Annotated in this window: 26 protein-coding genes; 1 reads left to right on the plus strand and 25 read right to left on the minus strand. The window is 47.4% G+C overall.

Going from position 1 to position 26,313, the window contains the following annotated elements:
* Nucleotides 1-203: 203 nt before the first annotated feature.
* The 13 genes from ACU70B_RS08320 to ACU70B_RS08380 all read right to left on the minus strand — a co-directional run bounded on the left by ACU70B_RS08320 (nt 204) and on the right by ACU70B_RS08380 (nt 12,600).
* Complete coding sequence (locus tag ACU70B_RS08320; protein ID WP_447183104.1) at nt 204-587, minus strand: hypothetical protein; 384 nt, start codon at nt 585-587, stop codon at nt 204-206.
* A 19-nt stretch (nt 588-606) separates the two neighbouring features.
* A complete protein-coding gene (locus tag ACU70B_RS08325; RefSeq protein WP_447183105.1) occupies nt 607-1,422 on the minus strand; it encodes a C40 family peptidase in 816 nt (271 codons plus the stop codon).
* A gap of 172 nt (nt 1,423-1,594) precedes the next feature.
* Entirely contained in the window at nt 1,595-2,464 is an 870-nt protein-coding gene (locus ACU70B_RS08330) for a PHP domain-containing protein (protein WP_447183106.1), read from the minus strand.
* A 44-nt stretch (nt 2,465-2,508) separates the two neighbouring features.
* Nucleotides 2,509-3,447 (minus strand): dipeptidase, encoded by a 939-nt coding sequence (locus ACU70B_RS08335; RefSeq protein WP_447183107.1) that lies wholly within the window; start codon nt 3,445-3,447, stop codon nt 2,509-2,511.
* 70 nt (nt 3,448-3,517) lie between these two features.
* A complete protein-coding gene (locus ACU70B_RS08340) occupies nt 3,518-3,778 on the minus strand; it encodes a stage V sporulation protein S (protein ID WP_447183108.1) in 261 nt (86 codons plus the stop codon).
* A 170-nt stretch (nt 3,779-3,948) separates the two neighbouring features.
* The gene (locus ACU70B_RS08345) at nt 3,949-4,734 is read right to left on the minus strand and encodes a TIGR00282 family metallophosphoesterase (RefSeq protein WP_447183109.1); all 786 of its coding nucleotides are present in this window, start codon (nt 4,732-4,734) and stop codon (nt 3,949-3,951) included.
* A 17-nt stretch (nt 4,735-4,751) separates the two neighbouring features.
* Nucleotides 4,752-5,234: a hypothetical protein gene (locus ACU70B_RS08350; protein WP_447183110.1), complete on the minus strand. Its 483-nt coding sequence runs from the start codon at nt 5,232-5,234 to the stop codon at nt 4,752-4,754.
* A gap of 135 nt (nt 5,235-5,369) precedes the next feature.
* Entirely contained in the window at nt 5,370-6,908 is a 1,539-nt protein-coding gene (gene rny / locus ACU70B_RS08355; protein WP_447185734.1) for a ribonuclease Y, read from the minus strand.
* A gap of 375 nt (nt 6,909-7,283) precedes the next feature.
* Nucleotides 7,284-8,318, minus strand: a complete 1,035-nt coding sequence (gene recA, locus ACU70B_RS08360; protein ID WP_447183111.1) for a recombinase RecA — start codon at nt 8,316-8,318, stop codon at nt 7,284-7,286.
* Nucleotides 8,319-8,456: 138 nt separating this feature from the next.
* Complete coding sequence (gene thpR, locus ACU70B_RS08365; protein ID WP_447183112.1) at nt 8,457-9,014, minus strand: RNA 2',3'-cyclic phosphodiesterase; 558 nt, start codon at nt 9,012-9,014, stop codon at nt 8,457-8,459.
* A gap of 16 nt (nt 9,015-9,030) precedes the next feature.
* A complete protein-coding gene (locus tag ACU70B_RS08370; protein ID WP_447183113.1) occupies nt 9,031-10,284 on the minus strand; it encodes a competence/damage-inducible protein A in 1,254 nt (417 codons plus the stop codon).
* Nucleotides 10,285-10,540: 256 nt separating this feature from the next.
* Nucleotides 10,541-12,055, minus strand: coding sequence for an AAA family ATPase (locus ACU70B_RS08375; RefSeq protein WP_447183114.1), 1,515 nt, complete (start codon nt 12,053-12,055; stop codon nt 10,541-10,543).
* Entirely contained in the window at nt 12,052-12,600 is a 549-nt protein-coding gene (locus tag ACU70B_RS08380; protein ID WP_447183115.1) for a hypothetical protein, read from the minus strand. Before ACU70B_RS08380 ends, ACU70B_RS08375 begins: the two co-directional genes overlap by 4 nt.
* A 188-nt stretch (nt 12,601-12,788) precedes the next feature.
* Between ACU70B_RS08380 and ACU70B_RS08385 the strand changes: the two genes are divergently transcribed.
* Complete coding sequence (locus ACU70B_RS08385; RefSeq protein ID WP_447183116.1) at nt 12,789-13,115, plus strand: hypothetical protein; 327 nt, start codon at nt 12,789-12,791, stop codon at nt 13,113-13,115.
* A gap of 124 nt (nt 13,116-13,239) precedes the next feature.
* On the opposite strand, the gene pgsA is transcribed toward ACU70B_RS08385, so the two are convergent.
* The 12 genes from pgsA to ACU70B_RS08445 all read right to left on the minus strand — a co-directional run bounded on the left by pgsA (nt 13,240) and on the right by ACU70B_RS08445 (nt 26,299).
* Complete coding sequence (pgsA, locus tag ACU70B_RS08390; RefSeq protein ID WP_447183117.1) at nt 13,240-13,773, minus strand: CDP-diacylglycerol--glycerol-3-phosphate 3-phosphatidyltransferase; 534 nt, start codon at nt 13,771-13,773, stop codon at nt 13,240-13,242.
* A complete protein-coding gene (rimO, locus tag ACU70B_RS08395) occupies nt 13,757-15,091 on the minus strand; it encodes a 30S ribosomal protein S12 methylthiotransferase RimO (protein ID WP_447183118.1) in 1,335 nt (444 codons plus the stop codon). The genes pgsA and rimO overlap by 17 nt, the downstream gene beginning before the upstream one ends.
* 20 nt (nt 15,092-15,111) lie before the next feature.
* Nucleotides 15,112-15,831: a helix-turn-helix domain-containing protein gene (locus tag ACU70B_RS08400; RefSeq protein ID WP_447183119.1), complete on the minus strand. Its 720-nt coding sequence runs from the start codon at nt 15,829-15,831 to the stop codon at nt 15,112-15,114.
* A 32-nt stretch (nt 15,832-15,863) separates the two neighbouring features.
* Nucleotides 15,864-16,817 carry a PfkB family carbohydrate kinase gene (locus tag ACU70B_RS08405; RefSeq protein ID WP_447183120.1) on the minus strand — a complete coding sequence of 318 codons (954 nt, stop codon included), beginning with the start codon at nt 16,815-16,817 and terminating at the stop codon, nt 15,864-15,866.
* Nucleotides 16,818-16,902: 85 nt separating this feature from the next.
* Nucleotides 16,903-19,194 carry an FtsK/SpoIIIE family DNA translocase gene (locus ACU70B_RS08410; protein WP_447183121.1) on the minus strand — a complete coding sequence of 764 codons (2,292 nt, stop codon included), beginning with the start codon at nt 19,192-19,194 and terminating at the stop codon, nt 16,903-16,905.
* A 116-nt stretch (nt 19,195-19,310) separates the two neighbouring features.
* On the minus strand, nt 19,311-20,090 hold the full coding sequence (gene uppP / locus ACU70B_RS08415) for an undecaprenyl-diphosphatase UppP (RefSeq protein WP_447183122.1): 780 nt from the start codon (nt 20,088-20,090) through the stop codon (nt 19,311-19,313).
* A 177-nt stretch (nt 20,091-20,267) separates the two neighbouring features.
* The gene (locus tag ACU70B_RS08420; RefSeq protein ID WP_447183123.1) at nt 20,268-20,483 is read right to left on the minus strand and encodes a YlzJ-like family protein; all 216 of its coding nucleotides are present in this window, start codon (nt 20,481-20,483) and stop codon (nt 20,268-20,270) included.
* Entirely contained in the window at nt 20,480-21,175 is a 696-nt protein-coding gene (locus tag ACU70B_RS08425) for a ClpP family protease (protein WP_447183124.1), read from the minus strand. The genes ACU70B_RS08420 and ACU70B_RS08425 overlap by 4 nt, the downstream gene beginning before the upstream one ends.
* Nucleotides 21,176-21,291: 116 nt before the next feature.
* A complete protein-coding gene (locus tag ACU70B_RS08430; protein WP_447183125.1) occupies nt 21,292-22,956 on the minus strand; it encodes a ribonuclease J in 1,665 nt (554 codons plus the stop codon).
* A gap of 166 nt (nt 22,957-23,122) precedes the next feature.
* Complete coding sequence (dapA, locus tag ACU70B_RS08435; protein WP_447183126.1) at nt 23,123-24,010, minus strand: 4-hydroxy-tetrahydrodipicolinate synthase; 888 nt, start codon at nt 24,008-24,010, stop codon at nt 23,123-23,125.
* A gap of 30 nt (nt 24,011-24,040) precedes the next feature.
* A complete protein-coding gene (gene dapG, locus ACU70B_RS08440; protein WP_447183127.1) occupies nt 24,041-25,267 on the minus strand; it encodes an aspartate kinase in 1,227 nt (408 codons plus the stop codon).
* Nucleotides 25,268-25,282: 15 nt separating this feature from the next.
* Nucleotides 25,283-26,299 (minus strand): aspartate-semialdehyde dehydrogenase, encoded by a 1,017-nt coding sequence (locus ACU70B_RS08445; protein WP_447183128.1) that lies wholly within the window; start codon nt 26,297-26,299, stop codon nt 25,283-25,285.
* Between the last annotated feature and the right edge of the window lie 14 nt (nt 26,300-26,313).

The raw sequence follows: 26,313 nt of genomic DNA on the forward strand, positions 1-26,313 counted from the left end.
GATGGGCACCGTAGGCATTGGCATATCCTGTCTTCCATCTCAATAACGCGACGGATATTCTGTTCACGGCTGCCTGTTGTCACCATCATATCCCCCCAACACTACTGGAAAGTACACTCCCCCCCCTATAGTTTCGACACCTGCTTTTAAATTCCTCCTCAGGCAATTTCTTTTTATAATGGTATTCCAGAGAAGTGGCCAATTTATTTTATTTTGTACAGGTACTCCCGGGTGGGGGAGCTAATTCCCCAAGCAGCATCAGTAAGTTTGGTACAGACATAACTGCGCAGGTTTTCATCCAGTTCCGGATCGGATATATCGAAAATAACATAAAAGGCCCTCAGTACATCCACCATATTGAGCATCAACCGCTCGGGCGGAGCCTTTTTCAAGAGCGCGTCCTTTTTCCCGTAGTAATAGATCAACCGCTTTAAGACCCACAATATTTCCTGGTTGGACCAAGTTTTCTTGCTGGTTATTGCTTGCAGCAACTGTTCGGGACCAAGCTCGAATTCATTTTTTTCTAGTTCCATCCACTCTTGGCTGCCAAAAACGGTAGAGGGAATGCCAAAAAAATTGTCTTCCACCTTTATACCCCCAATTGAGTTAGCGTATGATTCTGCGGGCGGATACATATCCGCTTGCATAGTATGCTTCATTGAGTGATGAATATATGACTCCCCCGCTTCGGGGTGAACTGGAATGAATAAATTGTGCGTTGCCCGAATAGATACCGACATGATTAATGTGAGAGGTATTACCGTCGAAAAATACCAGGTCTCCGGGCAAAAGCTCATCCTTATTTACCGCAATGCCCAGATTTGCCTGGCCCGCTGCGTTATGGGGCAGTTTATAGCCAAACTGGCCGAATATGTAACTGACAAACCCGGAGCAATCAAAACCTCCCGGCCCTTGCCCGCCATATTTATAGGGCGTACCCAGGTGCTCGGCCGCTTTGGCCAGCACCAGGTCCGCGCTGACAATGGTTCCGGCCCTTGAAGGTACGGCTTGCCTGATACTGATTAATAGTTTCTGACCCGGGTATATCATAGTTGAAGATAAATTATTGGTTTGTTTCAGCATCTCCACTGTAATTCCATGGTTTAAAGCAATTTGATAAAGGCTGTCGCCGGCTTTAACCGTATAACAGCCAGCCTCCAGACCAGTTTCCGTTCCCCGGGAGGGAGTCGCCATGGCGGGATTACCGTTTCCTACGTTTAGCATGTCGCCGATTTGAATGGAATCAGACTGCAGATTATTGACTTTCCTGAGATAGTCTATACTAATACCATGACTTTGAGCTATAGTCCATAAGCAGTCGCCCGCTTTAACCTGATATTGGAGTTCCTGGGCCATAAGATCGCTACTGGTGGTTTGCAGAAATAAAAAAGCCAAAAACATTACCGCAACAATTTTCTTCATTATCTCCCTACCCTCCGCAAAACTTTACCAAATAATTGGTATGTTCTACAAAGTTAAGGAGAAATCCTTCTCAAGGCTTAATATTTTTTTGATTATTATGGGATAATAACTCTTTATGAGGAAACTGTTGTTCTCTCGGGTCGTTATTTAAGGGTGCAGCTTACAGGGATAATCAGGTTCCCGGGACAGCTCGATTAAATTTTGGCCTTGAGCTTAGATGCAAACGCATGCACGCCAGCAGTTCGCTGGAAATAATGCTGGAACCCAAACCGGCCCGGCTTTCTTGACTGGCCGGTCCATGGAAGTCAGAACCGCCGGTTATCAAAAGCTTGTATTGCCCGGCCAAAATTGCCAATTCCTGCTGCTGCTCCCCGCTATGCTCCGGGTAATATACCTCCAGCCCTTCTATTCCCAGTTTTATTATTTCAATAATCTTTTCCGGCACTTTAAGCAACCCCGGATGAGCCAGTACGGCAATACCGCCGGCACCTTTTATCAATTCTACCGCTTCTGCCGGTAAAAATTTATAGCGGGGAACGAAACCAGGTCTTCCTCGCCCGATATATTTATCAAATGCTTCTTCAATAGAATTGACATAACCGTTTTCAATCAAGGCCCGGGCGATATGCGGCCTTCCCATAGACTCTCCCCGGGTCAGCTTTTGTACCTGGTCAAAGCTGATTGCCAGCCCGGCCTGCTGCAGACGGTCTACTATTTTTAAGGCCCGGTCATGCCGTGATGTTCGAATATCCCGTAAATGTTGATTTAAAGCTGCATTTTCAGGGTCGATAAAATACCCCAGAATATGGACTTCCTCATCTCCGGCTTCAGTGTTTAATTCAATGCCGGGGATAAGTTCCAACCTTAAACCAGGGTTACGTTCCAAATACCTCCGGGCCGGCTCCAGGCCGGCTGCCGTATCATGGTCGGTCAGGGCTATGCCTTTGAGTCCGATACTGCTTGCTGCGTCTATCACCTCATAGGGGGTTAAGGCGCCGTCCGAAGCCGTAGTATGAACATGCAGATCGTATCCGTCAATCATATATTGCCTTTCCGCCGTAAGCTTTCCTGTTTAAATATTAACCCTTACAATACCGCCCTGATGACCCTTAAGGCATTTTCCCGCAGAATCATGGCGATTTCGCTGCCGGTGAAGCCCCTGGATGCCAGTAAATCAGGCCATCTGCCGTACTCCTCCACCCCTTGCATCAGTAGAGCGTCATCACCATCGAAATCTGACCCCAGCGCCACATGTTCTGCCCCAATCAGCCCGGCTATATATGCCAGATGGTCAAGAAGATCACCCATACTGGGATTTGAGTCTGCTTTAATAAAATCGGGTACCTGGTTGACGCCAACTACTCCTCCGTTGTCAGCCAGTGCTTTTAACTGTTTATCATCCAGATTTCTGGGGTGGTTACAGAGAGCCCGGGCATTGGCATGGCTGACCAGTACCGGTTGGGGGTAAATCTCCAGGGCATCGTAAAAGCTGCGCATGGATACATGGGACAAGTCCAGAATTATTCCCAGCTGATCCAGCAAACGGATTACTTCCCGGCCTTTTTTACTGATTCCTCCGGCTCCGGGGTCTTCCCCTACCCCATCCGCCAGAAGATTGCGGTTGTTCCAGGTAAGGCCCAGGCTGCGCAATCCCAATCGCTGCAGGAGATAAAGGATTTCCACATCGGCTCCCAGCGCATCCGCACCTTCCAAGTGCAGCAGACAGCCAATCTTATTGCTCTCATCAGCCCGGATTATATCCTCATAGCATAATACCGGATGTAAAAGCTCCTGGTGCCGGCTCATTTCATCATGATACTTATATACCTGTTTTAGTATCTGCCGCAATGCTTCATTCATGCCGGCGGGCGGGGCAAAGAGCGCAAAAAACTGCAGCCCGACTCCTGCCTGCCGGGCACGCGCAGCATCAAAGTGGCGGCTATTACGCAGCAATGTCTCACCGCTTTTTTGGATGGACGAAATGGTATCACAATGAAGATCAACTATTCTCATATCTGCCTCCATAAAAAAACCTGCTTTTACACCAAGCAGGTTTTTATACTCCAACAAAGGTTTTCCGCTGCCAGCCCAAACTTTAACGGGGCTCAATGATTAACTTGATGGCTGTCCTTTCCTCTCCATCTATAATTATATCCGTAAAAGCCGGTATACATATCAGATCCATCCCGCTGGGAGCAACAAATCCTCGGGCAATAGCGATTGCTTTAATGGCCTGATTAATTGCGCCCGCACCTATAGCTTGTATTTCTGCAGCTCCTTTTTCCCTAAGAACACCTGCAAGTGCTCCTGCAACTGAATTTGGACTGGACTTGGCTGAAACCTTTAATACCTCCATAAAATAACCTCCCTCAAGATTAGATTATTATTAGATCGGCTGCTCTCCTAAATGTATATTCTAAGTTGATATGGTAATTCCTTCTTTTTGGTAAACTCTTTTGGATAATTTTTCATATTTTTTGGAAAATGCCAATCTTGAGGAAATCTCCCGGCCGGTTCGACAGCACTTTAAGCATCTGTCGACAGGCTGACCCGATTGATTCTTAGAACTTTATTGGTTGCCTCATCTATTTTTAAGACAACCCCCTGCAGCTGGGCTGAGCCGCCGGCAACTTCCAGCCGCACCGGCCGCTGATAGATTATCTTTTTTATAACCATATCTTTATCCATACCTAAAATGGATTCTGTGGGACCGGTCATGCCCAAATCGGTAATATAGGCGGTGCCGCCGGGCATAATCCGCTCATCCGCAGTCTGGATGTGGGTATGGGTTCCGACCACTGCCGTAACTTTGCCGTCAAAATAATAAGCCAGGGCTAATTTCTCCGAAGTTGCCTCGGCATGAATATCTATTATTATAATATCACATTCTTCCCGGATTTCCTTCAACACCTCTTCCACGGTTCGGAAAGGGCAATCCAGAGCCGGCAGAAAGACACGGCCCATCGCATTTATAACTGCTATTTTTTTACCGATGCCGCCGGTGTAAATATGATATCCCTGGCCCGGACAATAGGGAGGAAAGTTGAGCGGCCTTATCAGGCGAAATTCATCGTCGATAAAGCCGTAGATATCTTTATTATCCCAGACATGGTTGCCCATAGTTAAGACATCGATGCCGCTCCCCAGCAGCTCGTTCATCACCTGACGGTTTAAGCCTCTTCCGCCGGCAGCATTCTCCGCATTGGCAATAATGAAATCTATGTTATTTTCCTTTTGCAGTTGGGGTAATAAGGTCTTTATCGCCTTTCTGCCCGGCCTGCCTACGATATCGGCAATTATTAGTATATTCAAAGCCAATGTCCTCCAATTTACCTGTTAAACATACATAGCTTACCGTGATCCCGATAAGCAAAAAGATAATCCGTGTTTGAACTGGCACCCAGCTTTTTCAGCAAATCCTTTTCGACCTGCCTTCGGAAAGAAGGCCTGGCTGTACTATTGCCTTCATCCAGCAAGCAATCATAAAACTCTTCTCCCAATAAAGTCATAAACAAATTAATTTCTTTTCCGCCCAGGGTTTGAGCATCCCGGTAAAGGCGCAAAAAGGTCAGTCCGCCCACACTTTTAAATCTGATACTTAAAGTTTCGGGTTTACTTCGGTTTAGTGTATGTAATGCATTGATATGTTGCTGGGCTTTGCTGATAAAGCTTTCCTTCTGAGTACTGTCAATTTCCCTGGTCAATACTACTTCAATAATAAGTAAATCGTTATTATATTCGTATTTGACAATGTTAATTTCGGGAAAGTTGACGGATACATTCAAAAATATTTCCAGGCCGGTTTCATTCATTAAGCATCTTCCCCTTAAAAAATCAATAATAAACATTTCTTCAAGCCAGGCCCAAATTCCTCCTGTGCCCGATATGCAAAAATTAACACCCAAAAGCAAAAGCAGGGCTGCTGCCCTGCTTTTTAATACTATTCATTATTTAGCGAATTCAACTGACCGCATTTCGCGGATAACCACCACTTTAATCTGTCCCGGATAATCAAGGTCGTCCTCTACTCTGCGGGCAATATCACGGGCCAAATTGATCGAATGCAGGTCGTCAATCTCTTCAGGTTTTACAATTATTCTGACTTCCCTGCCGGCCTGAATAGCAAACGACTTTTCTACTCCGTCAAAGGAATCAGCAATCGCTTCCAGCTTCTCCAGACGCTTAATATAGGCTTCCAAAGTCTCCCGTCGAGCTCCCGGGCGCGAAGCTGAAATGGCATCGGCCGCCTGCACCAGCACGGACTCGATGTGCTCCGGCTCAATATCTCCATGGTGGGCAGCTATGGCATTTATTACTTCCTTGCTTTCACGATACTTTTTAGCCAGATCTACACCAATCTCTATATGCGGACCTGACACCTCATGGTCAACCGCTTTGCCTATGTCATGGAGCAGACCGCCCCTTTTGGCCAAGGCTACGTCTACATCAAGCTCTGATGCCATAACTCCAGCCAGGTGAGCCACTTCCACCGAATGTCTGAGTACGTTTTGCCCATAGCTGGTACGGTATTTGAGCCTTCCCAGCAACTTTATCAATTCCGGATGCAGCCCGTGTACTCCCACCTCAAAAGCCGCCTGTTCTCCCACTTCCCTTATCTCCTGCTCAATCTCCTTCTGAGCCTTCTCAACCATCTCCTCAATACGAGCAGGGTGGATACGCCCGTCCGATACCAGATTGCCCAGTGCAACTCTGGCCACCTCCCGGCGTATAGGGTCAAAAGATGAAAGAATTACCGCTTCAGGTGTGTCATCAATTATCAGATCTACACCGGTTAAGGTTTCGAATGTGCGAATGTTACGGCCCTCCCGGCCGATTATTCTTCCCTTCATCTCATCATTGGGTAATGCCACTACCGAAACCGTGGTTTCAGAAACTACATCGGCAGCGCATTTTTGAATCGCCAGTGAAACAATGTTTTTGGCTCGTTTATTAGCCTCTTCTTTCGCTTCCGTCTCTATACTCTTTATCATTACTGCGGTTTCTTTGCGGATTTGTTGCTCAACATTATATAACAACAATTCTTTGGCTTCCTCTGAAGTTAAACCGGATAACCGTTCTAATTCCTTGAGTTGCTGGGTGAGAATAAGCTGCAGATCCTGCTGAGTCTTCTCCAAATCCCTTTCTTTATCATGCAGAGCCTGTTCTTTTCTCTCCATGTTTTCCGACTTCTTGTCCAGCATCTCTTCCTTTTGAATTATGCGTCTTTCAACACGATCCAGTTCCCGACGGCGATCACGGATATCCTTTTCCGCATCCTGCCGATTGCGGTGAATTTCTTCCTTTCCTTCCAGAAGAATTTCCTTTTTCCGGGCTTCGGCTTCTTTGGAGGCTTCTTCGACCAGACGTGACGCCTCTTCTTCAGCAGCGCCGATTCTGCTTTCGGCAATAAGCCTGCGGCCATAATACCCTGCCGCCAGACCCACAGCCAAAGAAAGCGTTATAATTATGAAACTTCCAAGTGTGATGTTTTCACCCCCTTCTCACTAAATTATTTTATGTCGTGAATACCATAAACAAAAAAAACCGAGTACAAACCCGGTTTTTAAGAAGAATCCTGTAATGAAGCATGCCGCTTTTAGTGTGGCAAAATCTTCTATTGCCACATTTTTTGAGCATTATTAAATCGCTCGCAACACACGGTAAGTCTACTTGCTCACCTTAACCCAACAGACAACCAACGTATATCTCCAAATGAAAGAGTATATGCTTTTTGCATATATCCCCACTATCGCATTATCCATTCACTGGAAAAACACTAACAGTAGTCTATATGGTTCAATCACCAGGATTACTTCTTTAACAGAGTTATATATCAATTTTAGTTACTTTACCTAATAGTGTCAAGATTCCTCCGTATGGTTGGCAGCCAGCAGCCTGGCCTTTTCCATTTCCTTGATCCTGTTTTCCAGCATACGGGTGAATTCACCGTTGTTTTTCAGGTATTCTTTGGCATTTTCCCGGCCCTGTCCCATTCTCTCCCCTTCATAGGAATACCACGAGCCGCTCTTCTGAATAATTTCCTTCTCAGCCGCTATATCCAGCAAATCTCCTTCGCGGGAAATACCGTAGCCATACATAATATCAAACTCTGCCGTTTTAAACGGTGGCGCTACCTTATTCTTAACCACCTTGGCCCGGGTGCGGTTACCGATAATATCTGTTCCCTGTTTTATAGCATCGGCTTTTTTTACTTCTATTCTCACCGATGAGTAAAATTTTAAGGCCCGTCCCCCCGTCGTGGTTTCCGGATTACCATATACTACGCCCACCTTCTCACGGATCTGGTTGATGAATATGGTGCAGGCCCGGGATTTACTGATATGGGCGGTTAACTTCCGTAAAGCCTGGGACATCAAGCGCGCCTGCAGTCCCACATGGACGTCGCCCATATCCCCCTCCAGCTCAGCTCTGGGAACCAATGCTGCCACCGAGTCGATTACTATAACATCTATGGCCCCGCTTCTGACCAGGGCCTCTGCAATCTCCAGGGCCTGCTCACCGGAATCCGGCTGGGATACCAGCAAATTATTAATATCCACCCCAAGCTTACGGGCATAGAGCGGATCCAAGGCATGTTCCGCATCAATAAAGGCTGCCATGCCCCCTTCACTCTGAGCCTGGGCTATGGCATGCAGAGCTACCGTAGTTTTACCGGATGATTCCGGTCCAAATATCTCTATGACTCTGCCCCGGGGCAAACCACCTACTCCCAGAGCCAGGTCAAGGGAAAGACAACCGGTAGATATGACCTCAACATTCATGGCCGCCGCTTCGCCCAATTTCATTATCGATCCCTTGCCAAATTGCCTTTCAATACCCTTGATAGCGTTATTTAAAGCGTCTATCCTGCCCTGGTTCAGCTGATTATTATCCATTTTGCCCCTCCTCAAACATATGTTCGCCTCTTTAGAATCTATGATAATATATACCCTTTCTAAATGTCAATCATTATTATCCATAATTTAGCAAGCAAAAACAAGCTTGCCAAAGCAGTAAACCTGCCCTCTTAGCCATTATCCTTCCAGTCTGTATTTTTCCAAAACCGAATATTCCGGGCCAGTGGAGGAGAGGCGGCTTTCCATCAAGCTGAACTCGCTTATGGTGAAGTCATATCTCTTCAGCCGGTTGTTGATGATGCCCGTTTGGGCTAGAATTTTCTCTATTTCCTTTTCCGAACGTATTCTTCCCAGAGTAAGGTGAAAACTGCGTTTCCTCTCAGCTTCAAAACCCAGTTCGTTAAGGTATGTATCAACTCGCTCCCCTAAAAATCGAGCCTTTTCCAGTTCCCCCTTAACCCCCATCCATACAACCCGGGGCCGGCTGCGGCCAGGGAAGAATCCGATTTCAGAAGTGACGAGCTTAAACGGCGGGCAGGCCTGAGCTGCCTGAAACAGTCTGGCCTTGATATCATTAAGCTGACTATCGACCTCGCCCAAAAATTTAAGCGTAATATGGTAATTTCCATATTCAACCCACTTGATATCGGGTCTGAACTTAACCAGTTCCTCCTTAACCTGCAGTGCTTGCTGTTTAATTTCTTCAGGTACGGTTATAGCAATAAAAACTCTCATATGCTGCCTCCGAATATTATATCTGTAATTGCCTTCTTAACAAATCCAGGGCGGTTCTGGCTGATAGGCTGCGAATAGCTTCCCGGGCACCGGTAAAATGCATTTCTTTAACTGTAACACGGTTTTTATCAGCCAGAGCTATATATACCAGACCCACCGGTTTATCCTGGTTTCCGCCATCAGGCCCGGCAATACCGGTAACAGCCAAACTGTAATCCGCCCCCGACAGTTCAAGTATTCCCCGGGCCATCTCTTCGGCCGTTTCCCGGCTGACTGCTCCGTAGCGGTCAAGCGTATCCGGTTTCACCCCCAGTAGTTTTACTTTGGCTTCATTACTGTAGGAAGTCACTGAACCCCAAAAATAGCCCGAACTCCCCGGTATTTCCGTAATCATCCCGGCCAATAGCCCGCCGGTACAGGATTCGGCCAGAGCCAGGGCCTTACCCGAGCCGGCCAGTAATTCCCCTACTACCCCGGTCAAAGTATCTTCATCATAACCAAAAACATATTTACCCATTTTAGCTTCAATCCGATGGGTTATTGCTTTTAATATCTGCCGGCTGTGTTGGGCATTCTCGCCTTCAGCCGTGACCTTGATGTGAACCTCCCCGTCTTGGGCCAGCAAAGCCAGGCTGCAGCCCCGGGGATCATTTATAACATCAGCCAGCATTTCATCTGCCTGGGATTCACCGGGACCAATAACCTTTATGGTCCTGCTGGCCGAAAGCTTTTCGTCCAGAGCCAGATCCTGCTTAAGCAAGGATTCTACTTCGTCCAGGTACATGGCCTGCATTTCCCGGGGCGGACCGGGCAACAAAACCAGCACCTTGGCGTCTTTCCTGAGATACATCCCCGGCGCGGTTCCTCTTAAATTCCTTAGGATTACGGCCTCCGGCGGAAACATGGCCTGCTTTAAATTTTCCTGGGGCATATCCCGTCTGCGCCGGGCAAAAAATTCCTTCAAGCGCAGGACTTCTTCCTCTACCAGCTGCATTTCGCAGCCTGCAACCTCACAGGCCACTTCTTTAGTCAAATCATCCAAAGTGGGCCCCAAGCCTCCGCTGGCAATGACCAGATCGGCCATTTCCAGGCCATTTTTAAAGGCATTATGAATCTGTTCCCGATTATCGCCGACCGTATACCGGGAAATAACCCGAAGCCCCAGATCGCTTAGCTTCTGCGATAGGAAAAGGGAGTTGCTGTCTACGGTTGAGCCCAGCAACAGCTCAGTTCCCGTTGATATTATACATGCCTTATACACTTCTTTCATCTCCTTACCCTTTTAGTATAAGCATTTCCTTCATCTATATATCGAAACTTGCTGCATTTTTATTCATATCTTGAGGCGTGTGACAGAAGAAGCGTCCGGGTTCAGGTTCAGCCCCGACAAAAAGGCCGGGCATCGGCAATGCCCGGCCTCGCTTTATAGATATTTACAGTCCGCAATCACATAAGAAAATAGATCAACAAGGTTTATATATAGTTAAAAGCTAGAACTGCGGACTATGTGAGCGTTTAACTGTAATCTAAGGGCGTGCCCCATAGAGAGTGCAAATCTGTATAGCCTGTGGTTTTGGCTTACAGACAAACTGCAGGAAACGTTCCCGGTCAATAGTCTCCTCCTCCACCATGGATCGGGCCAGATTCAGGAGAGACCTTTCCATTTTGCCTAACAGCTCCAGGGTAGCTTCCTCCAAATTGCTGATAATTTTATGGCATTCCCGGTAAAGGGTTTCACCGGGAACATCATCACCGCTTATAATACCCAGTGAAGACAATCCGGCCTCTACAATTTCCCGGGACAATTTCCAGGCCTGGTTAAAATCACTTCTGGCTCCGGTACTGCGATTGCCAAACTTTATTTCCTCCGCCACGGCCCCGGCCAGCATAACCATTATCTGTTTTTCCATCTGTTCCCGGGTGTATAAATACTGGTCATCCTGAGGGGATTTGCGCATAAATCCCAGCGCTTTCCCCCTGGGAATGATGGTCAGTGAAGAGACCGAACCCGGTTCCAGCATTTCACTGACCAGAGCATGCCCGCTTTCATGGATGCTGACCCTTTCCATTTCCTCCGGCGAAGGCCTGCGGTCTAATTTTTCACCCATGATCACTTTATCAATGGCTTCTCTAAAATGCCGGCTATCAATCTTGGTAGCCTCTTCCCGCAGCGCCAGTATGGCTGCTTCGTTGGCCAGACTTTCCAGATGAGCTCCGGAAAAGCCAAAGGTCGCCCGGGCAATTTCATCCAATATCGCTATATCATTCACTGGTTTATTACGGGTATGAATCTCCAGTATTTTTTTGCGCCCCACTTTATCGGGCAAACCCACCTGTACCTGCCGGTCGAACCGACCCGGACGCAGCAGAGCCGGATCCAGCATGTCAGCCCGGTTGGTGGCGCCTACCAGCAGCACATAGGGCTCACTGCCGCTGCTTATCCCATCCATCTCTACCAGTAATTGATTAAGGGTCTGGTCATATTCCATATGGCTGCTGTGAGAACCCCTTTTAGCACCCAGGATATCCAGCTCGTCAATAAATATAATAGCACTGCGTTTTTTTTCGTTTTGCGCTCTTTTTCTGGCGTCACTAAACAATTTCCGTATCCGTTTGGCACCTACGCCGGCATAGACTTCAATAAACTCGCTGCCGGAGGCAGCCATAAAAGCTGAACCGGTATAACTGGCCGCAGCTTTGGCCATTAGCGTTTTGCCCGTTCCCGGGGGGCCGACCAGCAATACTCCTCGCAGCGGTCTAATCCCCATATGAAATATCTCTTCCGGCTTTACAATGAACTGCAGGGCTTCCTTAAGCTCGTTTACAGCCGTTTCCTGCCCCCCGATGTCATCAAAGCCAACCCGGGAATTTTGAGTGGCGCCCTTGCCCAATTCCGTGAATTTAACATAACCCTGGTTCTGCATAAAAAAATAAAAGAAAGCCAGCAGCATCGCAACTAACACCAGAGGTATCACATTAACTCCGATTATGATTAAAAATATTAATGATGCCAGACCCAAACCTAAAACAACCTCAATCAATTATCCCTACCCCTTCCTGGCTCCTGCTCCGCTCCAGCCGTATGTTCGATTATGCTGTAAAGATAAGAATCACCATCCTCCAGCTGTAAATATACCCGCTTATTATCAACCCGCAACTGTGATTTTATATTCTGGCTCTGGCTCCGCTGCTCCAATTGTTCAGCCAGCCATAAAAACTCTTTTTGGGCCAGACCCTGGTAAAGCGCAGGCTGCAAATCATCAAAAAACTTGCCCAGTCTCTGGTTTCTGCCATCCTTGATCTCAATGGCGTAATTGCCCTTAATACTGCTGTCTATAATCGAATCTATGTCGGCATAGCTTTTCTGGATATTCTCTACCTTGCCCAGACGGACTTGGATGGAATATAACTTATTAACTTTATTGACGTCTACCTTGTTTACTTCTTCCATATGCAACAATTTTTCATTCAATGGCTTTTCTACCATATATTTCTGGTAAAGGTTGTAGCCGCCCAGGAGGATGCCCAAAGCAACGATTATGGTGATTATCAGGCGTAATATTTTAATTTCATTGTTTTTCATCATATTTCTACAACCTCCTCCCGGTCATTATATCATAGGACCAGGTAGCAGACTGCGAATAAAATTTGGTAATTTGACACTAAAAACCGATGTTTGTCATAATTAATCTTTATTTGTCTGTAACAGCTGCTATAATAGTACATAAGAATATGTGATTGTTGTTTCATTCACAAAGGAAGAGAGGTGATAACATGAACGGAGCCGCTAACATGAATGATGTCTATTCAGATTGGTTCAAGCGTTATCTGGACTACCTCGAACTGGATTCTATGGTTGAGCCTCTGTCTCTGGAGGAAACCAATGAAGAATGGCAAAATCTTTTTTGTCAGGAACAACGGGAAGCGATAAGCTATGATTGGATCACAGCCTACCTGGAAGGATTCGACAGTATTCATGGTACTGTCGAAACCGACTATCGTCTCTCGCTGGAAGATTATAATGAAGAACTGCGGAAGCTTATGGTCAATGTTGTAAGCATAAGGTCACATAAAAAACCTCCCTGTCCGATATCAGCCTAAACATAATTACGGGGGTCTGCAATGACCCCCGGCTCTTTCCGGGCTTTTTCCAACCCGTCATCGCCTTTAAAGCCACAGGCCCTACAGGCAAGCAGAACTAAAACCCTTTAAAAGTCCGGGGTAATTAACCGAATTCGGTACGGAAACGATAAAAGTACTCTACTCCGGATACGATTGTGATCAGAACCGCAATATACATTGCCCAGCGCCCAACCGGCAGGGTAGTTACAGAGCGGTAGGCGTTTTCAAGAATTATGAATAATACGGCTATTACCTGGGTTAAGGTTTTAAGCTTGCCCAATATGCTGGCTGGTATAACGATCCCGTCTCCGGCCTTTACTGCTCTTAACCCGGAAACCGCAAATTCACGCCCCAGTATAACAATAGCTATCCAGCCCGGGATTCTTCCCAACTCTACCAGGCTGATCAAAGCTGCGGTAATCAACAGCTTATCAGCCAAAGGGTCCAGTATTATGCCGAGCCGGGTTACCTGCTTCCAGCGCCGGGCCAGATAGCCGTCCAGGCTATCTGTAAGCGCCGCGGTGATAAATATGGCTGCAGCCAGGTAATCCCCATAAGGTATATTGACTAAAAGTAAAACCACAAATACGGGTATCAGTATTATCCTCAGAACGGTAAGCTTATTGGGCAGGTTCATCAATGAGTTCTCCAATCATATCATAATTTCTAACTCCGGCCAGCCTGACCGGGGCGAATTCCCCCTTGGGCAGTTTTTTGCGGCTCTTAATAAGGGTGATGCCGTCCACCTCCGGGGCTTGAAAATAACCTCTTCCAGTATAAAGGTTGGAAGATAACTGCCCTGATACCAGTATTTTTTCATTACGGCCAATGCGGGCGATATTCTTCTGGCGGGTTATTTTTTTCTGCAGCCCCAGTATGGCATTCAGCCTGTAGTTCTTGAGGTCTTCATCTATCTGTGCCGGCAGGCTTGCCGCCACAGTTCCCTCTTCCGGGGCAAAGCTGAAAGCGCCCAGCCAGTCAAACTCACTTTTTTCCACATAATGATAGAGTTCCCCAAACTCCTCCTCGGTCTCACCGGGGAATCCCAGCATAACTGTAGTCCTCAGAACCAACCCCTCTATTCGCTGCCTTAATTTATTTATAAGCCGCTCCAGATACTCATAGTCATGCTTACGGTTCATTCTTTTCAGTACTGAAGAGGAAGCGTGCTGAATAGGTATATCAAGATAAGGGACCACCCTGTCCAACGATGCTATGCTATCAATGACAGCATCATTTATATGGGCAGGATGCAAGTACAACAACCTTATCCAAGCAATGCCATCAATGTCGTGCAGTTCTTTGAGGAGCTGGGGCAACAGGAACTGCCCGTCCAAATCATAGCCGTAGTTCGCCGTATCCTGGGCTACCAGAACCAGTTCCTTGCTCCCCTGTTCTGCCAGCAGAGCAGCTTCCCCTACCACTTCGGGTATTGGCCGGGATCGAAGTTTGCCCCTGATGGAAGGTATAGCACAGTAGCTGCAGTGATTGTTGCATCCTTCAACTATCTTTAAGTAAGCCGAACCTGGCGGGGTGGAAATAATCCGGGGACCCTTTTCCACAAAGGTTTCCGGTGGCGGACCAACGTTTAAGCAGCGTTCGCCGTTTTCCAGTGCAGCCAGGACATCATTTATGGCGGCAAAAGAGGAGATGCCTATAACCGCATCCAGTTCAGGCATCTCGTCGAATAATGCTTGGCCGTACCTCTGAGCCAGGCATCCCGCAGCCACAAGGTACTTAAGCATTCCCCCGCTTTTTAATTCAGCCGTCTTCAGTATAGTCTGAATACTCTCCTCATTAGCCGATTGAATAAAGCCACAGGTATTTATGATTACCGCATCAGCTCGTTCCAAAATATTGACTATTTTGTGCCCCGCGCTGCTCACCAGCGCCATCATAATCTCTGTATCCACCCGGTTTTTGCAGCATCCCAGACTTATAAATCCCACATTCACTGGTACTACCCCTATTCCAGCTATGACTTAACTCTAAATTCTTTTTCTTTAACTTCCCAGTTTCGACCTATCGGCTCTACTTTTTTACCGTTATAGGTAATATCTATGCCTCCGGCATTACCGGCCTTAATATAAATCGATTCCTTGCCTTCAAACTCCTGGCTTTCTCCGGCTTTAAGAGTTCTGGTAAAAACTGATTCGCCGTCGACGGCAACCGTAAGCCAGCAATCCTGACGGGCTTGGATTAAAAGCACTGCCTTTTCCGGTTTTATTTCCGGCTCCGGTTTATCTGGCCGATTTCCTTTCACCGGCTCTTCCACCCGCGGGGGAGTAGGTCCCTGCGGCTCCGGAACCCTGGCCTGCTGATTGATATAACCCAGTACGAATTTACCTGCCCAGATAGCAATAATTAAAAAAACGATCCCTGCCAGAATATTGCGATAAGGTATATGAAAATCAACCTTTACTTCCCTTTTCTTTAATTCCGGTTCCTCTATAAGCGGCTCGTCTGCATAAGCCAGACTTTGAAATTCTTCCACCATGGCATCGGAATCCAAATCCAGAAATTTTGAATACCTGCGAACAAAGCCGGTAGCATATACCTTGGGAGGGAGTATCTTGAAATTCTCCTGCTCCAGAGCGTTAATATACAGCTTGCGAATCTTGGTTTCTTCTTCTATATAGTCCAGGGAATAGCCTTTCATATTCCGGGTTTCTTTAAGTTTTTGACCGAAGTCCATTTCTTTCCCAACCCTTCAAGCCATTATAATATTCACTCACCAGCTGCTGCGCCAATGCCCATCCTGATTGCTTGTCTTAACGGGTAACCGCTGGATAGCCCATAAATTAAACCTGCCAGTAAAAACGGTAGCCGATCCCCAATATTAAAGCTTTGGTTGGGCAGCAATAATACGTCTATTGCTTTCTGATTTTGAAAAAATACTACCCGGCTAACACCGTCAGTTATAACCCAGTTTTGATTGGACACCCAGGATCTAATTTTATCGACATAATACTCAAGTTGATCAGTGCCCGCACCCAGAACCAGAATGGAATAATCCCGCAGGAATTCGGGTACTTCCTCCGGGTATTGCATGACCCTGTATGTAGATAAATACGGAAGTTTTTCTTCATCCTTACCTGTCAGGTGGCTTAAAATGTTTTTCTGAAATAGCGGATCAATGCATAACCATTCACAATTGACTGCTATCCATTCCTTTAGAGCCAAAGCCTTCTCATACTCTTTCCAGGTATAGGTCTCCTCATATGCCAAAACATGGTTCAATGATACCCGCCGGCAACTCCTCAGCTTCAAATGGCGATAAATACTGCCGGTATCTATCTCCCTTTCCCTGAGCCTGCTAATTATTTCATTGCCTATATCATCATTGCCAGTTACAGTTATTACTTTAACATTAACGCCATAGTTAGCCAAGGCTCTACTGAATTCGAGAGCAAAACCGCCATAAATAATATCTATAGCAGTTTTCTCATTTTCCCCCCGCACTTCTATATTAATACAGCTTTCACCAATAACTACGGCCGATGCCGCTTCATTAAAAACATAACCCTTGCCTAGTATCACGCCTTTTTTCATCAGATTGGATATATGTACGGCAACTGAAGAGCGGGTAATCCCAAACCGCCTGGACAGTTCATCCTGAGATATCAAAGGCTCTCTCTTCAAAACCTCATATAATTCCTTTTCCCGTAAGGTAAGCCTCATTGGTTTCTCCCTTAATTTATGCACTTACCCTGATTACATAAGGTGAAAATAAGGCGTGCACCTGAATTCAGTATACATGATCATACTAACATAGTTTATTTTTAGCGTATAGCTTTTCCAACTGCTCGCTGTTTATAAGAATTTCTCTTTTGTTATTGTCCAGTTCGGATACAATACCTCGTTCTTCCATTAAATCTACCAGACGTGCCGCCCGGGCATAACCAATCCGCAATCTCCGCTGCAACAGGGAGACTGAAGCCTTTTTACTGTCTACAAATACCGCCACCGCTTCCCAGAACAGGTCATCGCCCCAATCCTGCTCCGCTTCCTGCAAAGAAATTTCCAGATCGTGCGGGGGCTCCTGCTGTTCGCAGCCAATGTACTGCTGCTTGATAAAATTAACTGTAGCTTCAATATCGTTATCGGATACGAATGCTCCCTGGATACGATATGGTTTTACTGCCCCCACCGGGAAAAACAGCATGTCGCCTTTTCCCAGCAGTTTTTCCGCCCCGGCTCCATCCAGGATGGTTCTCGAGTCAGCCTGGGACGATACCGCAAAAGCAATCCGGGACGGTATATTGGCCTTGATAACTCCCGTAACTACATCCACCGATGGGCGCTGGGTGGCTACAATCAGATGCATGCCGGCGGCCCGCGCCATCTGAGCCAGACGGCAGATGGAATCCTCCACTTCCACCGGCGCCACCATCATCAGATCAGCCAATTCGTCAATAACGATCACAATGAAGGGTAATTTCTCCCGGGATGACTGATTATATCTCTGAATATCCCGCACCCCGCTTTCAGCGAAAAGCTTGTAGCGCTTCTCCATCTCGCTGACCATCCAGCGCAATACGACTGAAGCCTTGCGCGGGTCAGTGACTACCGGGGTAAGCAGGTGAGGAATTCCGTTATATACGGTCAGTTCAACCATCTTGGGGTCTATAAATACCATTTTCATCTCTGAAGGTGTCGTATTATATAAAAAGCTCATAATAATACTGTTCAGGCATACACTCTTTCCCGAGCCCGTAGACCCGGCAATTAATAAATGAGGCATATCATTTAGACGGGCCACCACGGTATTACCGGCAATGTCTTCACCCAGCGCGAAGGCCAGAGGGCTGTTAAGCCTGGTAAATGCAGACGAGGATATAAGGTTCTTTAAACCCACACTCAGGATTTTGCCGTTAGGAACTTCTATACCGATAGCTGACTTGCCGGGAATGGGGGCTTCCATTCTGATACCGGGAGCGGCCAGATTTAACTGCAGATCATCAGCCAGGCTTATGATTCGGCTGATTTTCACTCCCGGTGCCGGGGACAATTCATACCTGGTCACCGACGGGCCGCAGCTTACTTGATTAACCTTGACCCCGATACCGAAATTAGAAAATGTCTCCTCCAGTACCGATATGCTCTCCTTGATATTCTTCTTGTCAATATTTCTCTCGCTGCTGACATTGCTGAGTATGTCCAGCGGAGGTTTCTGGTACTCGGGTTCATTGTCCTCCTCAGGTGTGATTACCAGCCTTAAGCCGCTTTTTTTCTCCTCAGGCTTTGCCTCCTGCTTGACCTCCTCTTTCACTGCCGCCGTTTCTGACAAAACATCCGGTTCCAGATATACCTCTTCAAATGGCAGACGGGCTTCTTCATGGCTGCTTATTATTACCGGTTCACGCTTGAGGGAAGATTTAATCGGTTCGGCTTCCTCTTCTTCAAAGAATAACGGATAGGCCTTTTCCCAGATCCTTTTTGATCCCATAGCCGCAATGCTGATAATCTCTCCCACCGGCTTATTGATAATCTGAACCAGGGCGACTATAACGCCAAGAACCATGAAAATTACGGCGCCGACCTTTCCCAGCAGCCTGATTAAAACATAAGCCAGGCCTCCGCCCACATATCCTCCGCCCATACCCTTGGAACCAGCTTCCAGGGCATTAAGCCCTTCCGGAATATGATAGGCGCTGATCCCCACCAAGGCTGCCAGGGCCAGTAAGCTGACTCCCCACATACGGGAAGACCAGTATTGTTTTAAGACTCCAATATGTATGGACCAAAGCAGCAGGAAGAATGAAGCAATCAAGGCCGCATCTCCCAGCAGCCACTCCAGCCCCTTCATAATGCCTGCACCCAATAGCCCGATAAATTGCTCATTCCCTGGTAAGCCCGCACCTCGACTGACGCAGATATATGTAAACAAGGCCAGCATGAATAAAACAATTGAAACAATCTCCGCTTTAAGGCCGGAGAATTTATCCTGCGCTTTTGACGAGCCGGCGTCTTTTTTATTACCGGCACTGGAGGGGTGGGGTTTGTCCCTCTTATTGGAGTTAACCTTTTTGGCAACGGGATTTTTCTTATTCCCCAAACTATCTACCTCTCTATCTATTATTACAGGAAATGAATTACATTTTTCACATAAACATTACTTCGCCCGTCATCCATATATTCCTTCATCCTGTTTGTGAATAAATGGTCAATGATTTAGATAAGAAAATTATAGCCCAGGGTAAGCAGGGCTGCAGCCCAGCAATAATAGGAAAATACGGATAACCGGCCATGGCGTACCAGCCTTAAAACAATTTTAATAGCCAGATAGCCGAACAACGCAGCAACCAGGGTGCCTCCCAGGTAGGACGGCAGATTTTGCCCCAGACTGCCGGCACTGACGTCAGACAATTCAAAAATACCTGCTCCTATTATAACCGGTATAGATAATAAAAAGGAAAAACGTGCCGCCAATTCCCGTTCCATACCGGCGAAAAGCCCGGCAGCGATAGTGGAGCCGGAACGGGAAATACCCGGTATGATAGCCAGGGCCTGCAACAAGCCTATGAAAATAGCATCTTTGTAGCTGGTATTAGGTATATCCTTTAAGCCGATGCTTTGCCGGGACCATTTTTCGGAAAAGCGGAGCACAAATCCGGTAAAGATCAGCCCCAATCCAACCACCAACAGTGATTCGAAGGCCTTTTCAATCAGTGGCGCCACCAGATAACCGGCCAGGGCGGCGGGAATGCAGCCGACTATTATTAAATAAGTCAGACGGGTAAAAGGCCTTTTCAGGATTTCCACAATATCATCCCAGAAGGCTACGAATACCGCCAGCAGGGTGCCCATGTGAAGCATCACGTCAAAGGTTAGGGGGGATTCCTGAACCCCCAGAATGTGCTGAAAAATAACCAGATGACCGGAACTGCTTACCGGCAGAAATTCAGTGAGGCCTTGAACCGCACCCAACAATACAGAATGAAATAACGTCAAATATCTCATCTCCCCAAAAGTACTTTCTAAATTATAGCATAGGACCGCTGAAACATACCTATTAACAAACGCATATGCCACAGTGACGGAAGGGCTGAAGACATCTGTAAAAGCGGTTCAACAACCTTGTTCACTGTGACATATGGTCGGAATCATCACGCGATCCTTGTTCTAACGCTATAAGCCGGGTTTTAGCTCGATTATGCTGCCCGGCTGATATTGCCGGTTTACAAAGTCCATAGGATCGGTGCTGTCCAGGCTTAATACCCTCACTTGGTCAAATCCCAGACATTCGGCGTTCAGATGCCCGCCTGATTCCAGCTTGATTCGTATCCGGGGCAGGGTTTCTTTTGGGGTGAAAGCTTCCAGAGGGTCGGGCACATATACGATCATTGCATCAATCCCCCTTTGTTGTCTTTTAATTCATGAATCTTATTAACCGCATCCCTGAGTCCACCGACAGCATCAATCAGGCCGCAATCAACCGCATCCTTGCCTACCAGTACGGTTCCAATATCCCGGGCCAGGTCTCCGGTTCTAAACATCAATTCCCGAAATTTCTGCTCGGTTACCCGCGAATGCTCAACTACGAATTTAACCACCCGATCCTGCATTTTATCCAAGTATTCATAAGTCTGGGGAACGCCGATCACCAGGCCAGTGAGGCGTATCGGGTGAATCGTCATGGTCGCCGAAGGCGCAATAAAGCTGAAATCGGTACTAACGGCTATACTGGAGCCAATGGAATGGCCGCCGCCCAGTACTATCGACACCGTAGGCTTGGATAAGCTGGAGATCATCTCCGCCAGTGCCAGGCCCGCCTCCACATCTCCGCCAACCGTATTCAGCACCACCAGCAAGCCTTTTATCTGGGGGTTCTCCTCCACCGCCAATAGCTGCGGTATGATATGCTCATACTTGGTGGTTTTATTCTGCGGAGGCAGGACCATGTGGCCTTCAACCTGCCCTGCAATAGTGAGGCAATGGATATCGCTTTTAAAAGAAGGCAGGTCGGTCTGCCCCAATTCTTTAATATTGTCTAATTTCTGTTCCTGGTTTGCTTCCCCGCTATTATCCTGCGTCATAATAATGCCGCTCCCTTCCGTTCTTTTTATTTAGAATTACCCTGGCCGGGAAAATAAATACGGCAAGCCATTAAAAAACCACCCGGTTTTTAACCGGGTGGCGCGATCCTTTAAGGCTAGACTTCCATAATTATCGGTAATATCATCGGTCTGCGGCCGGTTTTTTCAAACAGATGCTTTCCCAGCCGCTCTCTTATCTGAGCTTTTATAACCGCCCACTCGGTTATATGCTTTTTAGCGCAAACATCCAGGGCTTCCCGCACTTTATCCTTGGCATCCTCAATCAATTGCTCGGACTCCCTCACGTAAACAAATCCCCGGGTGACTATATCCGGGCCGGCAACTACGTCTCCGCCATCCTTGTTGATGGTCACCACTACAATCATAATGCCATCCTGGGATAACTGTTTACGGTCGCGGAGCACTATATTGCCCACATCTCCGACCCCCAGGCCATCAACCAGAATCTTGCCGGCCGTTACCTTACCGGATATACTGGCCTTCTTTTTACCCACCTCGATTATTTGCCCATTCTCGGCGACAAATATCCGGGAACGCGGTATTCCCAGGCTCTCCGCCAATTTGGCATGCTTCATCAGATGGCGATACTCTCCGTGTACCGGAATAAAATATCTGGGCTTGATCAAATTAAGAAGTATCTTAAGCTCTTCCTGGGAAGCATGGCCCGACACATGGACTCCCATGGTTTTTTCGTAAATAACCTCCGCCCCCTGGCGGAACAAGAGATCGACCGTTTTGGCCACCAGTTTTTCATTGCCCGGAATAGGAGTGGCAGAGATTATGACCGTGTCCCCCGGCTCAATGCCCACCCAGCGATGGTCGGCAGTAGCCATGCGGGTCAAAGCCGACATGGGTTCACCCTGGGAACCGGTGGTGACAATGACCACCTGATCCGGTGGATAATGGTTGATGTCCTCCATATCGATGAGTATCCCTTCGGGGATATCCATATATCCCAGCTCGCTTGATATCTTCACATTATTTACCATACTGCGGCCAACTACCGATACTTTGCGCCCATATTTCTGGGCGGTGCAAATAACCTGCTGAATCCGGTGAACGTTGGAAGCAAAGGTGGTAACGATTATTCTGCCTTCGCATTTGCCAAAAAGGTCGTCAAAGGTGTTACCTACCACCCTTTCCGACATGGTGAAACCAGGCTTATCAGCATTGGTGCTGTCGCCCATCATTACTAAAACGCCTTTTTCCCCGATCTCGGCCAGTTTTCTGAAATCCACTACCTGCCCGTCGACCGGGGTTTGATCCAGCTTAATATCCCCGGTGTGCAGAATTATTCCCAAGGGGCTGTGGACTGCTATACCCATAGCATCCGGAATGCTATGGCTTACCCTTAGAAACTCCACTTCAAACGGGCCGAGTTTCAGGATGTCCCGGGGTTTAACAATATGCAAATTCTTATCGCTGAGGTCATGTTCCTTCAATTTGCCTTCCACAATACCCAGAGTCAGTCTGCTCCCATATACGGGAACATCCATCTCTTTCAACAGATAAGGAAGGGCGCCGACATGATCTTCATGCCCGTGAGTCAATAGTACTGCTTTAACTTTATCCTTGTTTTCAAATAGATACGTAATATCAGGAATAACGACATCTATTCCCAGTAATTCCTCTTCAGGAAACATCAAGCCAGCGTCAATGACCAGAATACAATCCTGATATCGGATAACCGTCATGTTCTTTCCTATTTCCCCTAAGCCGCCCAGGGAAATAATCTGAATACGGGAATCAGCATCCGACACCCTAACACCTCCTTTATTCAGTTTTTATAACGTCCGAACACAACCACTTCGCTTATTATAGCCGATACAGAACTTATATACAACTTTATCTAATTGCGGCATGCGGGCCGATTATGTAAATAATCAAGGATAGGCTTGCTGACCTATCCTTGATTACATTTTATAATTATGCTTCCGGCAACAGTTTTGCCGCCAGCAATAATTCCCTGATAATTTTTTTCTCACTTGCGTCGGCATCAGCCAGCGGCAGCCTTAAACCGCCTACATTCAGCCCCAGCTGGTTCAAAGCCTCTTTCAGGGGCACAGGATTGGATGTGATAAACAACCCCTTAAATATGGGAAAAAACTGTTTATGTAGGTCGGCGGCTCGCTTGACGTCGCCATTTAAAAAGGCATCGATCATTTCCCGCATCTGCTTGCCTATTAAATGAGAGGCAATGCTTACTATCCCTTGTGCCCCCAAAGCCATCATAGGCAAGGTGAGAGAATCATCACCGGAGTATACCAGCATGTCGTCCGGGAGCATATTGATCAAGGCGGATACCTGATCCAAATTACCGCTAGCCTCTTTAATAGCCGCAATGTTGTCTATCTCAGCCAACCGGACTACCGTCTCCGGCAGCAAGTTTATGCCGGTCCGGCCCGGGATGTTGTACAGCAGTATGGGTAAGGCAACTGCTTCCGCGATCTGCCTGAAATGCCGATATAAGCCTTCCTGGCTGGGTTTGTTGTAATAAGGGCATACCAGCATGATGCCGTCTACGCCTGTTCTTTCCGCCTCACGGCTTAGCTCGACGGTATGCCTGGTATCATTGGAGCCGGTCCCGGCCCATACCGGAACACGCTTTCCCATTTTTCCTTTTACGGCTGCAAAAAGACGCAGTTTTTCCTCATCGGATAAGGCCGGGGCTTCACCGGTAGTCCCACTGACCACAATGCCCTGGGTGCCATTATTCACCAGATATTCGGCCAATTCCGCCGCTTTGGCGTAATCTACCTGCAAATCTCCGTCATAGGGAGTTATCATCGCCGTCAACAGCCTGGGAACCGTCATTTTATCACCGCCACTTCATTTTATTAAATCCTATCTACCCAGTCCAAACTTCTCATGGAGAGCATTTACCGCCCGATTTAAATCTTGCTGCTGAATCAGACACCAGATATTGGTGTATGAGTCTCCAGATTGCAATATCACGATCTCCTGCTGGTTAAGGGCTGCCACTACGCTGGCCATAACACCCGGAATTCCAGTCATAGCCGCCCCCACCACGGCAACCTTGGCGCAATTCATTTCCATTTGCGGTTTTATGCCAATCCCGGTGAGAACCTGCATGGCCTTATCTGCCTGGTCACTTTGAATCGTAAAAAGAATACGGTCCAGCTGCACATTTATAAAATCAACACTTATACCGGCATGGGCCAGGCTCTCAAAAACCTTCAGCTCCAACTGGGCGATGCCATTATTAGCGTTACCTTCTATTTTAATCTGCGTCAAGCTGGAAGTATAGCTGATACCTGTTATCAGCTGGTCTTTAATCATCCGCATACCATTCCCATTGTCATAGACCTGGTTGCTGATCAGGGTGCCCGGGCTATCCAGCCAGGTAGACCTTACCCTAAGGGGCACATTTCCCTGCATGGCAATTTCTATTGCCCGGGGATGAACCACCTTGGCGCCTTCCCGAGCCAACTGGCATATCTCATTATAGCTTATGGCGTCAAGCAGGCGGGCATTGTTTACTATGCGGGGGTCTGCGGTCATAATACCTTCCACATCGGTAAAAATATCAATGATCTCTGCATTCAGCGCTACCCCCAGGGCACTGGCAGTGGTATCACTTCCTCCCCGCCCCAGCGTAGTTAGTTCCCCATTTTCGCTTACTCCCTGGAAGCCGGCGACCACCGGGGTAATGCCCTTCTCGAGACAGTCTGTGATATTGCGGGAATTTACGTATAAAACATGGGCATTGCCGAAATTTCCGTCGGTCACCACCCCCGCCTGTTCGCCGGTAAGAAACCTGGAAGGCAAACCCGCAGCCGAGAGCTGATTGGCTAATAATACTCCCGATATTATCTCACCGCAGGACATAATCAAGTCCATTTCCCGAGCCATTGGCTGCGGGTTAGTTTCCTTGACCAGATTTATAAAGGTGTCGGTCGCATAGGGGTCGTTTTCCCTGCCGATAGCCGATACCACAACTACTACCTTTTGCCCTGAAGTGATGGCGGAGTTAATGATATTGCAGACCTTTGACCTTAACTCCGGGGTGGTAAGAGAAGTTCCCCCGAACTTCTGTACCGCTATCTTCAATATATATACACCTTCTCAGTAAAGGTTTTTCTCAGTAATGAGCTGGGCGATCTGAACAGCATTGGTAGCCGCGCCCTTTCTGATCTGGTCGGCTGCCACCCATATGATCAGGCCATTGCCGGTCGATATATCACGGCGTATTCTGCCTACAAATACCTCATCCCGGTGGGATGAATAGAGAGGCATGGGATAACTGTTGTTCTGCGGGTCATCCTGTATAACAACCCCCGGAGCACGGGATAGAATCTCACGGGCTTCCGCCACTGACAGGGGTTTTTCCGTTTCCAGGTTTATCGCTTCGGAATGGCTTCTGTATACCGGCACTCTCACTGCCGTAGCTGCAATTCTGAGTTGGGGGGCATGCATTATTTTCTGGGTTTCCCAGACCATCTTCATTTCCTCGCGGGTATAGTTTTCATCCACAAATACATCTATGTGCGGTATGAGGTTAAACGCTATCGGATGCTGAAAGACGTTCATTTTAGGCTCCAAGCCATTCATATGGGCATTTATGTGCTGATCCAGCTCATCCAGTCCCGCTTTTCCCGCTCCGGAAACAGCTTGGTAGGTTGATACTATTACCCGTTTTAAACCTGCCGCCTGATGAATAGGGTTAATTGCTACTACCATAATTATGGTAGAGCAATTGGGATTGGCAATGATGCCCTGGTGCCACTTTACATCTTCCGGATTAACCTCGGGCACTACCAGAGGCACATCCTTTTCCAGACGAAAAGCATAGCTGTTGTCTATAGCAACACAATTATTTTTTACCGCCTGCGGGATCAACTGTCGGCTGACATCAGTTCCAACCGCAAACATGGCCACATCGGCCCATTTAAACGCTTTATCATCGGCAGCCCTGACCGTCAGTTCATCCCCGGCAAATTTAACTTTAGTTCCTGCTTCACGGGGATCGGCCAAACACAGTAATTCCTTTATTTTAAGCCGGCGTTCCTCCAGAACTTTTAACATCTCCTGGCCAACAGCACCGGTCGCCCCAACTATCGCTAACTTTACTCCCTCTGCCACAGCTACTACCTCCT

The sequence above is a fragment of the Syntrophomonas curvata genome, from assembly GCF_052976825.1.

Bases quoted from the DNA above. Each gene is read 5' to 3' on its own strand.
- ACU70B_RS08380 (WP_447183115.1), bottom strand. From the start codon at position 12,600: ATGATGAAAAACAATGAAATTAAAATATTACGCCTGATAATCACCATA.
- ACU70B_RS08425 (WP_447183124.1), bottom strand. From the start codon at position 21,175: ATGACGCAGGATAATAGCGGGGAAGCAAACCAGGAACAGAAATTAGAC.
- ACU70B_RS08420 (WP_447183123.1), bottom strand. From the start codon at position 20,483: ATGATCGTATATGTGCCCGACCCTCTGGAAGCTTTCACCCCAAAAGAA.
- ACU70B_RS08370 (WP_447183113.1), bottom strand. From the start codon at position 10,284: ATGAAAGAAGTGTATAAGGCATGTATAATATCAACGGGAACTGAGCTG.
- ACU70B_RS08340 (WP_447183108.1), bottom strand. From the start codon at position 3,778: ATGGAGGTATTAAAGGTTTCAGCCAAGTCCAGTCCAAATTCAGTTGCA.
- ACU70B_RS08405 (WP_447183120.1), bottom strand. From the start codon at position 16,817: ATGAGGCTTACCTTACGGGAAAAGGAATTATATGAGGTTTTGAAGAGA.
- pgsA (WP_447183117.1), bottom strand. From the start codon at position 13,773: ATGAACCTGCCCAATAAGCTTACCGTTCTGAGGATAATACTGATACCC.
- thpR (WP_447183112.1), bottom strand. From the start codon at position 9,014: ATGAGAGTTTTTATTGCTATAACCGTACCTGAAGAAATTAAACAGCAA.
- ACU70B_RS08330 (WP_447183106.1), bottom strand. From the start codon at position 2,464: ATGATTGACGGATACGATCTGCATGTTCATACTACGGCTTCGGACGGC.
- ACU70B_RS08400 (WP_447183119.1), bottom strand. From the start codon at position 15,831: ATGGACTTCGGTCAAAAACTTAAAGAAACCCGGAATATGAAAGGCTAT.
- recA (WP_447183111.1), bottom strand. From the start codon at position 8,318: ATGGATAATAATCAGCTGAACCAGGGCAGGATAGACGCTTTAAATAAC.
- ACU70B_RS08350 (WP_447183110.1), bottom strand. From the start codon at position 5,234: ATGAATGAAACCGGCCTGGAAATATTTTTGAATGTATCCGTCAACTTT.
- ACU70B_RS08335 (WP_447183107.1), bottom strand. From the start codon at position 3,447: ATGGAGGCAGATATGAGAATAGTTGATCTTCATTGTGATACCATTTCG.
- ACU70B_RS08385 (WP_447183116.1), top strand. From the start codon at position 12,789: ATGAACGGAGCCGCTAACATGAATGATGTCTATTCAGATTGGTTCAAG.
- dapA (WP_447183126.1), bottom strand. From the start codon at position 24,010: ATGACGGTTCCCAGGCTGTTGACGGCGATGATAACTCCCTATGACGGA.
- ACU70B_RS08325 (WP_447183105.1), bottom strand. From the start codon at position 1,422: ATGAAGAAAATTGTTGCGGTAATGTTTTTGGCTTTTTTATTTCTGCAA.